Below are 13,186 nucleotides of genomic sequence, written 5' to 3'. Positions count from 1 at the left end.
TCCGGGCCGCCTCGCGCCGCCGCCCCGCGAAGCCCCCGGCGGCGGCGCGCTGTGACAGGCCTGTTACCGGAGGGGTGGCTTCCGTCACGGTCGGGGCGGTCCGGGACTGATCGACTCTCCCCATGCGCCGCACCCCCCTCCCCGCTCTCGCCCTTCCCGCCGCCTGTCTCCTGGTGCTCACGGCCTGCGGAACCGAACGACCGGGAACCGCCGCGTCCGCGGCCCCCTCCGCCGCCCAGGACTGCGGAGCCGGAGCGGCCACCGGTTCGGGACCGCCCGCCGGCGCGGAGGCGTCCACCGGTTCCGGGGCGCCCGCCGGAGGCGCGTCGCCGGGCGGTGACGAGGTCGTCGTCATCGGTACGGGCACGGCCCCCGGCGCCGACCGGACCCGCCCCTGCGCCACGTACTCCGTCACCAACCGGGGGACCGAGCCCTTCACCTACACCGTCACGTTCCGGTTCCTGTCGGCGCGGACGGGCAGGGGGCTGGTGAACCCGGAGGAGACCGTCCGGGACGTCGCCCCCGGCCGGACCGTGCGCCGCACCGTCACCCCCGAGGGCATCTCCCCGGACGCGGCGTCGGGGCCGGTGCGCGCCGAGGTCCTCACGGTGAGGAGCGTCCCGGCGGCCGAGGAGTCCTCCCGAGGGGGCGCCTGCCCGCCCACGGGCGTGCGCGTGTACGCCGACGAGGGCGACGCCGCGATGGGGCTGCGCGTCGTCGGCCTCCACCTGGAGAACTGCGGCACCCGGCCGTACCGGCTCAAGGGCTATCCCCGCGTCGAACCCCTCGACGAGGACCACGTCCGGCCCGACGGCGTATCGGTCCTGGAGGGCGGCGGCGCGATCGCGAGCGCCACCGGGGCCGACGGCCCGCCCGAGCAGCTCGTCCTCGCGCCGGGGGAGCGCGCCCACGCGGGTCTGGTCTGGCGCAACACCGTCGACAGCGTGACCGAGGGCCCCGTGAACGCCCCCTACGCGCGCGTGTGGGCGAAGCCCGGCGCCGCCCCGGTCACGGTGATCCCCGAATTCGACCTGGGCACGACGGGGAAGCTCGGCGTCGGCCCCTGGAAGAAGGAGAAGGGGCGGTGACCCCCGCGGGCGTTAGCGGAACGACAGCGGGACGTGAGCGGCGACCGGCAGGGTGGTGCGCGTCAGCAGGCCGGGACGGTGCGACCGACCGCTCCGGCCCGGCTGTCGACGCGTACCGGAGGGCCGGACCGGACCGAAGGGCCGGGGCCGCCGCCGTCGCGGCGGGCGCCCCGGCGGGGGCGGAGCCCGGAGCGGTCCCCGGTGCGCGTCGTTCCGGGCCCGCCCGGACGCCCGGGGGACGGACTCCGCCCCGACGTGTGGAGGACGGTCTCCGCCCGGACGCGTGAGTGAGGGACTCCGACCGGGCCGGACCCGGGGCGAGCCGTGGGGGCTCGCCCCGGGCCCCGTCCGGTCGGGGCCGCGACGGGGCCCTGGCCGTGAACGGTCGGGTCGCCCGACCGTCGGACGCTCGGCCGTCGGGCTCCGGCCTGTGCCGGGCCCCCGGCCCGTGACGGGTTCCCGAGCTGTGCCGGACCCCGAGCTGCGACGAATCTCCGGCCTGCCCCGGGCCCCGTCCGGTCGGGGCCGCGACGGGACCCTGGCCGTGAACGGTCGGGTCGCCCGACCGTCGACGCCCGGTCGCCGGACTCCGGCCTGTGCCGGGCCCCCGGCCCGTGACGGGTCCCCGAGCTGTGCCGGACCCCGAGCTGCGACGAATCTCCGACCCGCGACGAATCTCCGGCCCGCACCGGGCCCCGGTCGGCCCGGACCAGGCGCTCAGCTCGCGACCGTGACCACCGTGGCCGCCATGACCACGACCATCGCCGCCTGCATGTCGTGGATCGCGCGGCGCACGTCCTCGGCCGCCCACTGGCCGGCCGCGATCGCCTCCAGGCGCGGAGTGATCTCCTTGCGCGGCACGTCGGGGAAGGCGACGCGGTGCAGCTTCGCGCCGTGGAGGAGCGCGACGAGGCCCGCCGTGCGGGTGTCGGGCACGGCGCCGCCGAGGACCACGGCCCGCAGCCTGTCCCGCAGCTCGCGCTCCACGGAGCCGTCCGCCTCCGGGTAGCGGGTGACGGGGAGGATCCCCAGGACCCTGCGCTGCTCGGCGCGGACGAGCCCCCGCCCGTGCAGGCTGTCGGTCGCGGCCTTCACGGCCTTGTGGTAGTCCTTCGTCAGCCACTCGGTGACCTTCGGGACCCGGCTCTTCCGCCCCGCCCACTCGGCGATCTGCCGCAGCCGCTCGTCGAGGAGCGGGACGCCGGTGGGCGTCGTGTCCGCCACCCGGAGGCGTCCCCCGTCGACCGCCACGCGCCCGGCCAGGACGAGGTCGAGCAGGATGGCGCCGGCGACGGCCCACGCGGCGGACTGCTTCTCCTTCGCCGCCCCCGACTCGTCGTCGAGGGACAGCAGCATGATCTCCTCCGCGAGCGTGACCGTCACTCAGTACCTCCTGCTGTCGTGCGTTCCCGGCGACCGTTCTTCCGGTCGACCGTCCTTTCGTGCAGATGGACGACAGGACGTTTCCCCTGGTTCCCCCGGTGGAGGGCCGTCGTTGGTCTGGACCTCCCGGTCGCGGGACGCCAAGCTCTCCGTATGGACTTGGAGTTGAGGCACCTCAAGACGATCCGGGCCATCGCGGACGCGGGGAGCCTCACCAGGGCCGCCACCGCGCTCGGCCTCGCGCAGCCCGCCCTCAGCGCCCAGCTCAAGCGGATCGAACGCGCCCTGGGCGGCGAACTGTTCGAGCGGGGCCGGGAGGGGGTGCGGACCACGGCGCTCGGCGACCTCGTCCTGGAACGCGCCCGCGTGGTGCTGCCCGCCGTGTGCGAACTCCAGGAGGAGGCGGTGCGGTTCGCCCGGGACGGGGCGGAGGGCTACCGGCTCGGCGGCACGCACGGTCCGCTGCTCGGCGGCCTCGTCGACCGGATCGCCCGCACCGATCCCGGGACGCCCGTCACCACGCACACCTCCTGGTCGGAGCGGGAGATCGCGGGCGGGGTGGTCGCGGGCCGGCTCGACTTCGCGCTCGTCGGGGTCTGCGGCGAGAGCGGCCCGCCCGAGGCGGGCCGGCTCGCCTGGACGGAGGTGGCCCGCGACCCGGTGTACGTGATGCTGGCCGCCGACCACCCACTGGCGCCCCGCACCGAGATCGACCTGGCCGAACTGGCGGCGGAGGCCTGGACCGACGTGCCCGGCGACGGCTGTTTCGGCGACTGCTTCGCCGCCGCGTGCGTACGGGCCGGGTTCACCCCGGCCTGCGTGTACGAGACGGACACCGCCTCCTGCGTGCACCTGGTCCAGGTCGGCCGGGCCGTCGGCCTGTGCCGGGCCACCTTCCCCCTCACCCCCGGCCTCGTGACCCGGCCCCTCGCGGGCGCGCCCCTGGTCTGGCGCCACCTGCTCGGCTGGCACCCGGAGGGCCGCGCCGCCGGCCGGGCCGCCGCCGTCCTGAACCACACCAGGGCCGCCCACGAGGAGGCACTCGCCCGCAGCGCCGGTCGCACGGCGGCCCCGGCACCCCGCGAGGGCACCCCGCGCTGACCCGCCCGAACACCCTCGTGCCCGCCGAAGCCCCCGTACCCGAAGCCCCGCGACCGCCCTCCCGTGTGCCCCCTCCGCATCCGAAGCCCTTCGCCCCGGGCATAACGCCGTGGCAGGGGCCGACTGGCAACTGCCGTCTCCCCGGCGGGATCCCTACGGTTTCAGCAGATCCCCCACCGCCAACCGAGGAGACTCCCCATGCTCCGACGACACGCCCGCACGGCGTGTACCGTGCTGGCCGCCGCCGGTCTCGCACTGGCCGGCCTCCAGGCCGGTTCCGCCACCGCGGCGCCGCACGACAAGGACCGCGCCCCCACCGTGAGAACGGCCGCCGACGCCCTCGGCGCCGCCTCCGCGCAGCCCGAGCTCCTCCGGGCCATGCAGCGCGACCTGGGCCTCACCCGCGCCCAGGCCGAGAACCGGCTCGCCAACGAGGCCGAGGCCGGGGCCAGGGCCGCCGGACTCCGCCTGGACCTGGGCGGCGCCTTCGCCGGCGCCTGGGTGGACGGCGCCGAGTCCGGCACCCTGACCGTGGCCACCACCCGCGCCGCCGACGCCGCCGCGATCCGTGCCGCGGGCGCCCGCGCCGAGGTCGTGACGCACGGCCTGACCGCCCTGGAGCGGGCCAAGGAGGCCCTGGACCGGGCCGCCACCGCCGAGGCGCCCGTCCGGTACGTCGACGTCCGCGCCAACGTCCTCGTCGTCGAGGAGGCACGGGCCGGGGCCGGCGCGCGGCTCGTCGCGGCCACCGGCGTCCCCCGCGGCCTGGTGAAGGTGGTCCGCACCGCCGAGGCGCCCCGCCCGCTGTACGACCTCCGGGGCGGCGACGCGTACTACATGAACGGCAGCGGGCGCTGCTCCGTCGGCTTCCCGATCACCAAGGGCACCACCCAGGGCTTCGCGACGGCCGGCCACTGCGGCCGCGCCGGCACCTCCACCAGCGGCTACAACCAGGTCGCCCAGGGCAGCTTCCAGGCCTCGGTCTTCCCCGGCAACGACATGGCCTGGGTCGCCGCCAACTCCAACTGGACCGCCACCCCGTACGTGAAGGGCTCGGGCGGCGCCAACGTCCAGGTGACCGGCTCGGTCCTCCAGCCCGTCGGCTCCTCCGTGTGCCGTTCCGGCTCGACCACCGGCTGGCACTGCGGCACCGTGCAGCAGCACAACACCAGCGTCACCTACCCCGAGGGCACCATCTCGGGCGTCACCCGCACGACGGTCTGCGCCGAGCCCGGCGACTCCGGCGGCTCGTACATCTCCGGCAGCCAGGCCCAGGGCGTGACCTCGGGCGGTTCCGGCAACTGCTCCAGCGGCGGCACGACCTTCTTCCAGCCGCTGAACCCGATCCTCCAGAACTACGGCCTGACCCTGAAGACCACCACCGACCCGGGCCCGGGCCCCGGTCCGGGCGAGCCCGAGCCGGGCGGCACCTGGGCGGTCGGCAAGGTCTACAAGGCCGGTGACACCGTCACCTACGGCGGCGGCACCTACCGCTGCCTCCAGGGCCACCAGGCCCAGACCGGCTGGGAGCCGTCCAACGTCCCGGCCCTGTGGCAGCGCGTGTGACACCAGGTCCGTCCCCGCGGTGACCGGGGGTGCCGCGGCTCCGAGGGGGTGCCGCGGCACCCCCTCCTCGCCGTGTCCGGATCCCTCACTCCTCCGCGAGGCCGCCCCGGGCGATCACCTCCGCGTACCAGCGGGCGCTGTCCTTCAGCGTGCGCCGCTGCGTCGCGAAGTCCACGTGGACGATGCCGAAGCGCTTGCTGTAGCCGTACGCCCACTCGAAGTTGTCCAGGAGCGACCACAGGAAGTAGCCGCGCACGTCCGCCCCGTCCGCCAGGGCCCGGTGCACCGCCGCCAGGTGCGCGTGCAGATAGGCCACCCGCTCCGGGTCCTTCACGTTCCCCGACGGGTCGGCGTAGTCGTCGTACGCCGCGCCGTTCTCCGTGATCACCAGCGGCACGCCCGGCAGTTCGTCCCGCAGCCGGACGAGCAGCTCGTGCAGCCCGTTCGCGTCCACCGGCCAGTCCATGGCCGTGCGCGGTCCCGGCGCCGGCACGAACCGCACGTGCCGCTCCGCGCCCGCCCACGGCGCCGGCGACTCCGAGGAGCCCGCCGCGACGACCGACGGGGAGTAGTAGTTGATGCCGAGGGAGTCGATCGGCGCGGCCGCCGCCGCCAGGTCCCCGTCCCGGACGAACGACCAGTCCGTGACCGACGCGGTGTCGCGGACCAGGTCCTCCGGGAGCCGCCCGTGGAAGACCGGGTCCAGGAAGATCCGGTTGCCGACGGCGTCGATCCGGCGCGCCGCGTCCAGGTCCTCGGGGGACTGCGTGAGGGCCCGTACGGCGTGCAGGTTGAGGGTCAGGGACACCTCGGCGGACGCGGGCAGCGCGCCGCGCAGCGCCCGCGCCCCCAGGCCGTGCGCCAGGTTGAGGTGGTGGGCGGCGCGCAGCGCGGCCAGGTCGTCGGTGCGGCCCGGCGCGTGCACGCCGTTGCCGTAGCCGAGGAAGGCGGCGCACCACGGCTCGTTGAGCGTGGTCCAGGTCGCCACCCGGTCGCCGAGCGCGTCCGCCATGATCCCGGCGTACTCGGCGAAGCGGTGCGCGGTCTCCCGGTGCGGCCAGCCGCCCGCGTCCTCCAGCTCCTGCGGCAGGTCCCAGTGGTAGAGCGTCGCCACGGGCCGGATGCCGGCCTCCAGGAGGGAGTCGGCCAGGCGCCGGTAGAAGTCCAGGCCCTTGCGCACGGCCGGGCCGCGCCCGGTGGGCTGGACCCGGGGCCAGGCGATCGAGAAGCGGTAGTCGGTCACGCCGAGCCGGCGCATCAGGGCGACGTCCTCGTCGAGCCGGTGGTAGTGGTCGGCGGCGATGTCGCCGGTGTCGCCGTTGCGGACCTTGCCCGGCGTACGGCTGAAGGTGTCCCAGATGGACGGCGTGCGGCCGTCCTCGGCCGCCGCCCCCTCGATCTGGTAGGCGGCGGTGGCGGTGCCCCAGCGGAAGCCCTCGGGGAAGCGGAGCGTGGTCGCCGGGTCGGTGCGGGCGTCGAGCGCGGTCATGGGGTGGGAACTCCCTGGGGTGAGACGTTCTGTGGGGAGGGGGAGGGGGAGGGGCGGCGGGGGCGGTCAGCCCTTGACCGCGCCCTGCATGATGCCGCCGACGATCTGCCGGCCGAGCAGGCCGAAGACGAGCAGCACCGGCAGGGTGCCGAGCAGCGTGCCCGCCATGATCACGGACTGGTCGTGGACGTAGCCGCCGCCGAGCTGGCGCAGGGCGACCTGGACGGTGGGCTCGGAGGAGGACAGGGCGACGACGGGCCAGAAGAAGTCGTTCCACGAGGCCATGAAGGTCAGCAGGCCGAGCACGGCCATGCCGGGCCGGGCGATCGGCACGACGATCGACCAGAAGATCCTGGCGGTGGACGCGCCGTCGACCCGGGCCGCCTCGATCAGCTCGTCCGGCAGCGACTGCACCAGGTACTGGCGCATGAAGAACACCCCGAACGCGGAGACCAGGCCCGGCAGGATCACCGACTGGAGCTGGTTCACCCAGCCGAGTTCGGCGATCAGCATGAACAGCGGGATCACGCCGAGCTGCGGCGGGATCATCATGGTGCCGACGGTGACCGCGAGCAGCGCGCCCCGGCCCCTGAAGCGCAGCTTGGCGAAGGCGAAGCCGGCCAGGGTGCAGCACAGCACGGTGCCGAGGGTGACCGACCCGGAGACGACGAACGAGTTGAGCAGCGCCTTGCCGATGTCGGCCTCTTCGAGGACCGCCTCGAAGTTCTTGATCAGGTTCGGTCCCGGGAGGAGCGCCGGCGGGACCTTCGCCAGATCGGCGTTGGAGCGGCTCGCGGCGACGATCGTCCAGTAGAACGGGAACGCGGAGAACAGCACGGCGACGATCAGGATGCCGTACGCGAGGGGGCCGGCGTGCAGGGTGCGGCCCGCCCGGGAGGCCCCCCGGCGCGGCGCCCGGCCGGGCTCCGGGGCGGAGGGGGCGGCCGGGGGAGCGGCGGGCGCCGCCGGGGCGATCGGCGCGGTCATCGGCCGGCCTCCTTGCGGGAACGGCGGCGCGCGATCAGGGCGTTCAGCCCGACCAGCGCCACGATGAGCAGGAACATCACCCAGGCGATGGCCGCGGCCCGGCCCAGGTGGAAGAAGCCCCAGCCCTGCTCGTACATGTAGAGCCCGAGCGTCTGGTACTGGTGCGAGATGCCGCCCGAGATCGACCCTTCGAGCAGCAGGGGCTCGCCGAACAGCTGGGTCGCGCCGATCGTGGAGACGATGACGGTGAAGAGGATGGTGGGCCGCAGCCCGGGCAGCGTGACGTGGAAGAACTGGCGCCACCGCGACGCCCCGTCCATCGCGGCCGCCTCGTACAGCTCGTCCGGGATCGACTGCATGCCGGCCAGGTAGATCAGGGCGTTGTAGCCGGTCCAGCGCCAGACGACGACCGTCGACACGGCGATCTGCGAGGCCACCGTGCCGTTCTGCCAGTCGACGGGGTCGACGCCGACGAGTCCGAGCGCGTAGTTGATCAGGCCGAAGTCCCGCCCGAAGAGCTGGGCGAAGACGAGGGTGGCGGCGGCGACCGAGGTGGCGTACGGCAGCAGCACCGCCGTGCGCAGGAAGGTCCGGCCGCGCATCCGGTAGTTCAGCAGGTGCGCCAGGCCGAGGGCCATGACGAGCTGCGGCACGGTGGAGAGCACGCCGATGGTGAAGGTGTTGCGCAGCGCGGTCCAGAAGTACTCGTCACCGAAGAGCGCGGTGTAGTTGCCGAGCCCGCGCCACTCCATGTCGCCGGGTGTCTGGAGCTCCACCCGGTAGAGCGAGACGAAGGCCGTGTAGATCAGCGGGAAGAGGCCGAAGGCGGCGAACAGGGTGAAGAACGGGGCGAGGTAGGCGTACGGGGAGACCTTCTGCCAGGTCCGCCGGGCGGGTCCGGGGCGCCGGGGCGGCACGACCGGCTTCGGCCGGGCCGGCGTCTCGGGTGCGGTGAGGGTCACGGTGCGGCCCTTCGGTGGGTGTCGGAGCGGGGGAGGCGGGGCGGACGGACCCCCCGTTCCCGGGGGCGTCCGTCCGGCGGCGCGGGTCAGCCGATGGTGTTCTCGACGCCCTTCTTGGCGTTCGACCAGGCCTTCTCGGGCGAGACGCCCTTGCGCTCGACCTCGCTCAGCGCGTTGGTGATCTGCTGGGCGATGTTCTGGTCGTGAACGCCGAGGACCTGGACCGGGGCCTCCTTCGCCGCCTCGCCGAAGATCTTGCCGATGGGGGCGTCCGAGAAGAACGCGTCCTTCGCGTCGGCGACCTTCTCGATGGCGCCGGTGGCGGAGGGGAAGTTGCCCTGCTTCTGGAAGAGCTTGGTCTGCTGCTCGGGGGCGGTGAGCCACTTGATCAGCTCGTACGCCTCCTTCTTGTGCTTCGCGGCCTTCGGCACCGCCAGGTAGGAGCCGCCCCAGTTGCCGGCGCCGCCGGGCAGCTCGGCGACGTCCCACTTGCCCTTGCCGGCCTCTCCGGCCTGGCCCTTGATGTAGCCGAGCATCCAGGCGGGGCACGGCATGGTGGCGAAGGAACCGGCGGAGAAGGCCTGGTTCCACTGCGGGGACCACTGGTCGAGCTTGGCGCTCAGACCGGCGTCCGCGGCCTGGACGGCGTGGTCCCAGGCGGAGCGCAGGGCGGGGTTCTGCTCCCAGATCAGCTTCCCGGAGGCGTCGTAGTAGCGCTCCTTCTCCTGGCCGATCATGATCGAGTAGAGGCTGCCGACGCTGTCGAGCCAGGCGCTCTTGGCGGGGGCCTTCGCCTTGTACCGCTTGCCGAGCTCCAGGTAGCCGTCCCAGGTGTCCCACTTCTTCGCGAGCTCCTCGCGGTCGGTGGGCAGCCCGGCCTGCTCGAAGAGGTCGGTGCGGTAGCACATGGCCTCCGGGCCGACGTCCGTGCCGAGGCCGAGGACCTCGCCGCCCTTGCCGGTGGCGGCGGCCCACTTGGCCGGGGCGAACTGGTCCTTCAGGGAGTCCGCGCCGTACTTCTTCAGGTCCTCGAAGCGGTCGGCCTGCTGCTGGGTGACGGAGGCGATGCGGCCCACCTCGATGCCCTGCACGTCGGCGAGGCCGGCGCCGCCCGCGAGCCGGGTCTGGAGGGACTTCCAGTAGTCGGCCTCGTCCTCGGTGTCGGTCTGCTTGATCGTGACTCCGGGGTGGAGCTTCTCGTACTCGGCGTAGAGCCCGGCCTCCTTGTATCCGAAGGAGCCGAAGAGATCGACGGTGATCGTGACCTTCCCTCCCGCGCTGTCCGAGGACGAGTCGTCCGACGACCCGCCGCAGGCGGCGAGCAGGGCCCCGGCGAGCGTGACCGCACCCAGGCGGACGACGGCTCTCTTGGCGGCTCGGGCGATGGGCATGGGAAGCCTCCCTTGGCTCCGGAACGAGCGAGAGCGGTTGAGAGCGCTCTCAAGCGTGCGTGGGGAGCGTGCCCGTGTCACGGTGCATCCGTCAAGGCTCGAAGGCGTAACGGACGAGAAGAGGCGCCAACTCCCGCCCGTGTTCAACCTCTTGACACGCTCGTTTCCAGGGTTTTACGTTTCCGTCACTCTGAGAGCGCTCTCAGCCATTCTGGAGGCCGGGCTTCCGGACTCTCGAACACGGACCTCCCCGCTCCGCGCACCCCCGTCCGAGCTCCATCCGCCACCGTCCGGGCGGCTCCGTCCGTCCCTCCCCGAGCTCCACCCCCTCGGAGCTCCCCGAGCTCAACCCCCTCGGAGCTCCCCGAGCTCCATCCGCCGCAGACGACATGAGGTGCCCCTTCATGCCATCCCCCCGCACCCGGCCCGCCGCAGCGCTGGTCCTGGTCTCCGCCCTCGCCGCCGTGGGACTCGGCCCGGCCGCCGCCCCGGCGGCCGCGGCCACCGTCCCGGCGGGCGCCGGAAGCTACTCCGACACCCGCCCCGCCGGTACCTCCGGACCCACCACCAACACCGGCGCCCCCGTGACCCCCAAGGTCACCGCCGCCGCCCAGGGCAAGCCCGTCCCCACCAACGACTGGTGGTCCTCCCTCGCCTTCCAGCGCTACGGGGACAACCCGTACTCCACCCCCATGTACGGCCACCCGCTCACCTACCAGGCCGTCTCCGGCGGCCTGGAGGTCGGCTACCCCACCAGCCCCGCGATCGTCGGCGACGGGCGCCAGTACGAGTTCGCCCACAAGCGCGACCTCACCCTCGGCCTCACCGGTCTGAACTCGCCCGACACCAAGGCCGACGCCTGGTCCGACTGGACCGTCACCCCCTACTGGTCCGACGGCGCCCGCACCCTGCGCACCACCATCGGCCACGGCCTGCCCTTCGTGTACGCCAGGGGCACCGGCGGCGACGCCCGCGTCACCACCGCCACCGCGCCGACCGTCTTCTCCGACCAGGGCAACGTCCTCGGCATCACCGTCGGCGGCCACCACTACGCCCTCTTCTCGCCGAGCGGCACGGACTGGAACGTCTCCGGCTCCACCATCACCGCCGGACTCGGCGGCAAGGACTACTTCTCCGTCGCCGTGCTGCCCTCCACCGACGCGCTCGCCACGTACCGCAAGTACGCCTACAGCTTCGTCACCGGCTCCACGGTGAACTGGAGCTACGACGCCGGCACCGTCCGCGCCACCTACGGCCTCACCACCGAGGCCAGGGAGGGCACCGAGCGCGGCACCCTCCAGGCGCTCTACCGCCACCAGTGGCTGCACACCACCGACCCGCTGACCCCGTACACCTACGTCTCGCCCCGGGGCACCATGAAGGTCCGCGAGGCGGCCTCCTTCACCACCACCCAGAAGGCCGCCGCCACCCTGCCCGGCCTGCCCGGCGCCGGCGTCGACACGGCCCGCCTGCGCGGCCACCTGAACGAGGTCGCGAACTCCTCCGACCCGTTCTCCGGGGCCGTCGACACCTACTGGACCGGCAAGGCCCTCGGCAAGCTCGCCCAGCTCGTGCCGCTCGCCGACCAGATCGGCGAGGGCGCGATCCGCGACAAGCTCCTCGGCCTGGTCAAGGGCCGCCTCCAGGAGTGGTTCACGGCCGGCGGCGCCACCGAGTTCTCGTACGACAGGGCCTGGAAGACCCTCACCGGCTACCCGGCCTCCTACGGCAGCGACACCGAGCTCAACGACCACCACTTCCACTACGGCTACTACGTGTACGCCGCCGCGATCGTCGCCCAGTACGACCCGAACTGGGCCGCCGACTCCGCCTGGGGGACCATGGTCAAGACCCTGGTCCGCGACACCGCCAACCCCAGCCGCACCGACAGCGCCTTCCCCTTCCTGCGCGGCTTCGACGTCTACGCCGGACACAGCTGGGCCAGCGGCCACCAGGGCTTCGCCGCCGGCAACAACCAGGAGTCGTCCTCCGAGTCGACCAACCTCAGCGCCGCCCTCGTCCTCTGGGGCGCGGCCACCGGCGACACCTCCCTGCGCGACCTCGGCACGTACCTCCTGACCACCGAGGGCGAGGCCATCGCCCAGTACTGGTTCGACGCCGACCAGCAGGTCTTCCCCGGCTCCTTCCAGCACGACACCGTCGGCATGGTCTGGGGCAGCGGCGGCGCCTACTCCACCTGGTGGACCGCCAACCCGGAGGAGATCCACGGCATCAACGTCCTGCCCGTGACCAGCGGCGGCTCGCTCCACCTCGGCGGCCGCAAGGACGCGATCCGGCGCAACATCGCCGAGATGGAGCGCGAGAACGGCGGCCCCGCCGTCGAGTGGCGCGACATCCTCTGGGAGTTCCAGTCCCTCGCCGACCCCGGCGCCGCCAAGGCCAAGTGGGACGCCGGGCACGCCGGATACACCCCGGAGGCCGGCGAGTCCAAGGCCCACACCTACCACTGGCTCACCGCGCTCGACACGCTCGGCGCCCCCGACGCCACCGTCACCGGATCGATCCCCACCTCCGCCGTCTTCACCAAGGGCACCACGCGCACCTACGTGGCCCACAACCACGGCTCGACCGCCCGCACGGTCACCTTCTCCGACGGCAAGTCCCTCTCCGTCCCGGCCCGTTCCACCGCCTCCGGCAACGGCACGGCGGGCCCCGGTCCCGACCCCGACCCGGAGCCGGGCACCGGCAACACCTTCCAGCTCCGCACCGGCGGCACGCTCACCACGGCCACCGGCGCCGCGGCGGGCAGCGACACCCTCGCCTCGGCGCAGGGCGGCAACCACGACGGCACCCCGAACAAGCCGCTCGTCTACGTCGCCAAGAACGTCAACGGCACGCTCCGGGCGGGCGGTTCGACCGCCTTCCGGCTCCAGGTCGACGCCGGCACGTCGGTCGGCCTCGGCCAGCAGGCCCGGATCAGCTACGACCTCACCGGCGACGGCACCTTCGACCGCACGGAGACGTACCACTACTTCGCGACCGACCCGGTGACGGGCTGGGAGGAGTACGCCCAGTCCCGCGGCCTGAAGTCCGCCACCGGCACGCTCGGCAACCTGCGCGGCGGAACGGTCCGCCTGGAGGTCTGGGGCGCGATCGGCAACGGCGACGCGCGGCTCCAGACGGGCACGGACCGCTCCGTGGTGGTCATCCCGTACGACTGACCCCGCGGGTAGCGGGGAACGGGGCGGCGGGCCCGGG

General features: G+C 73.8%; 9 protein-coding genes. 4 read left to right on the top strand and 5 right to left on the bottom strand.

The features are described 5' to 3' along the window. Positions 1–122 precede the first annotated feature (122 nt). Positions 123–1,088, top strand: coding sequence for a DUF4232 domain-containing protein (locus tag ACIQKA_RS20025; RefSeq protein WP_391094998.1), 966 nt, complete (start codon positions 123–125; stop codon positions 1,086–1,088). Positions 1,089–1,805: 717 nt separating this feature from the next. Here the strand turns inward: ACIQKA_RS20025 and ACIQKA_RS20020 are convergent. After that, complete coding sequence (locus tag ACIQKA_RS20020) at positions 1,806–2,471, bottom strand: GPP34 family phosphoprotein (RefSeq protein WP_402541773.1); 666 nt, start codon at positions 2,469–2,471, stop codon at positions 1,806–1,808. A gap of 153 nt (positions 2,472–2,624) precedes the next feature. Here ACIQKA_RS20020 and ACIQKA_RS20015 point away from each other — a divergent pair, with 153 nt between their 5' ends. Together ACIQKA_RS20015 and ACIQKA_RS20010 are read left to right on the top strand one after the other, a co-directional pair. Continuing rightward, on the top strand, positions 2,625–3,572 hold the full coding sequence (locus ACIQKA_RS20015) for a LysR family transcriptional regulator (RefSeq protein ID WP_383156542.1): 948 nt from the start codon (positions 2,625–2,627) through the stop codon (positions 3,570–3,572). A gap of 198 nt (positions 3,573–3,770) precedes the next feature. Beyond that, positions 3,771–5,138 carry a carbohydrate-binding protein gene (locus ACIQKA_RS20010; protein ID WP_383156539.1) on the top strand — a complete coding sequence of 456 codons (1,368 nt, stop codon included), beginning with the start codon at positions 3,771–3,773 and terminating at the stop codon, positions 5,136–5,138. Positions 5,139–5,223: 85 nt separating this feature from the next. Here the strand turns inward: ACIQKA_RS20010 and ACIQKA_RS20005 are convergent, their stop codons facing one another. The 4 genes from ACIQKA_RS20005 to ACIQKA_RS19990 all read right to left on the bottom strand — a co-directional run bounded on the left by ACIQKA_RS20005 (position 5,224) and on the right by ACIQKA_RS19990 (position 9,967). Next, a complete protein-coding gene (locus ACIQKA_RS20005) occupies positions 5,224–6,627 on the bottom strand; it encodes a GH1 family beta-glucosidase (protein WP_383156537.1) in 1,404 nt (467 codons plus the stop codon). 66 nt (positions 6,628–6,693) lie between these two features. Further along, the gene (locus tag ACIQKA_RS20000) at positions 6,694–7,614 is read right to left on the bottom strand and encodes a carbohydrate ABC transporter permease (RefSeq protein ID WP_383434112.1); all 921 of its coding nucleotides are present in this window, start codon (positions 7,612–7,614) and stop codon (positions 6,694–6,696) included. Continuing rightward, on the bottom strand, positions 7,611–8,576 hold the full coding sequence (locus ACIQKA_RS19995) for a carbohydrate ABC transporter permease (protein ID WP_402541770.1): 966 nt from the start codon (positions 8,574–8,576) through the stop codon (positions 7,611–7,613). The genes ACIQKA_RS20000 and ACIQKA_RS19995 overlap by 4 nt, the downstream gene beginning before the upstream one ends. 86 nt (positions 8,577–8,662) lie before the next feature. Continuing rightward, positions 8,663–9,967, bottom strand: coding sequence for an ABC transporter substrate-binding protein (locus ACIQKA_RS19990; protein ID WP_402541768.1), 1,305 nt, complete (start codon positions 9,965–9,967; stop codon positions 8,663–8,665). Positions 9,968–10,371: 404 nt separating this feature from the next. Between ACIQKA_RS19990 and ACIQKA_RS19985 the strand changes: the two genes are divergently transcribed. Then, the gene (locus ACIQKA_RS19985) at positions 10,372–13,149 is read left to right on the top strand and encodes a glycosyl hydrolase (RefSeq protein ID WP_390108708.1); all 2,778 of its coding nucleotides are present in this window, start codon (positions 10,372–10,374) and stop codon (positions 13,147–13,149) included. Positions 13,150–13,186 lie beyond the last annotated feature (37 nt).

It is taken from the genome of Streptomyces sp. NPDC092045, assembly GCF_044756005.1.
In the GTDB taxonomy this organism is placed as follows: domain Bacteria; phylum Actinomycetota; class Actinomycetes; order Streptomycetales; family Streptomycetaceae; genus Streptomyces.
This window is presented reverse-complemented; position numbering and strand designations above follow the sequence as displayed.

Bases quoted from the DNA above. Each gene is read 5' to 3' on its own strand.
- ACIQKA_RS20025 (WP_391094998.1), top strand. From the start codon at position 123: ATGCGCCGCACCCCCCTCCCCGCTCTCGCCCTTCCCGCCGCCTGTCTC.
- ACIQKA_RS20010 (WP_383156539.1), top strand. From the start codon at position 3,771: ATGCTCCGACGACACGCCCGCACGGCGTGTACCGTGCTGGCCGCCGCC.
- ACIQKA_RS20015 (WP_383156542.1), top strand. From the start codon at position 2,625: ATGGACTTGGAGTTGAGGCACCTCAAGACGATCCGGGCCATCGCGGAC.
- ACIQKA_RS19985 (WP_390108708.1), top strand. From the start codon at position 10,372: ATGCCATCCCCCCGCACCCGGCCCGCCGCAGCGCTGGTCCTGGTCTCC.
- ACIQKA_RS20000 (WP_383434112.1), bottom strand. From the start codon at position 7,614: ATGACCGCGCCGATCGCCCCGGCGGCGCCCGCCGCTCCCCCGGCCGCC.
- ACIQKA_RS19990 (WP_402541768.1), bottom strand. From the start codon at position 9,967: ATGCCCATCGCCCGAGCCGCCAAGAGAGCCGTCGTCCGCCTGGGTGCG.
- ACIQKA_RS20005 (WP_383156537.1), bottom strand. From the start codon at position 6,627: ATGACCGCGCTCGACGCCCGCACCGACCCGGCGACCACGCTCCGCTTC.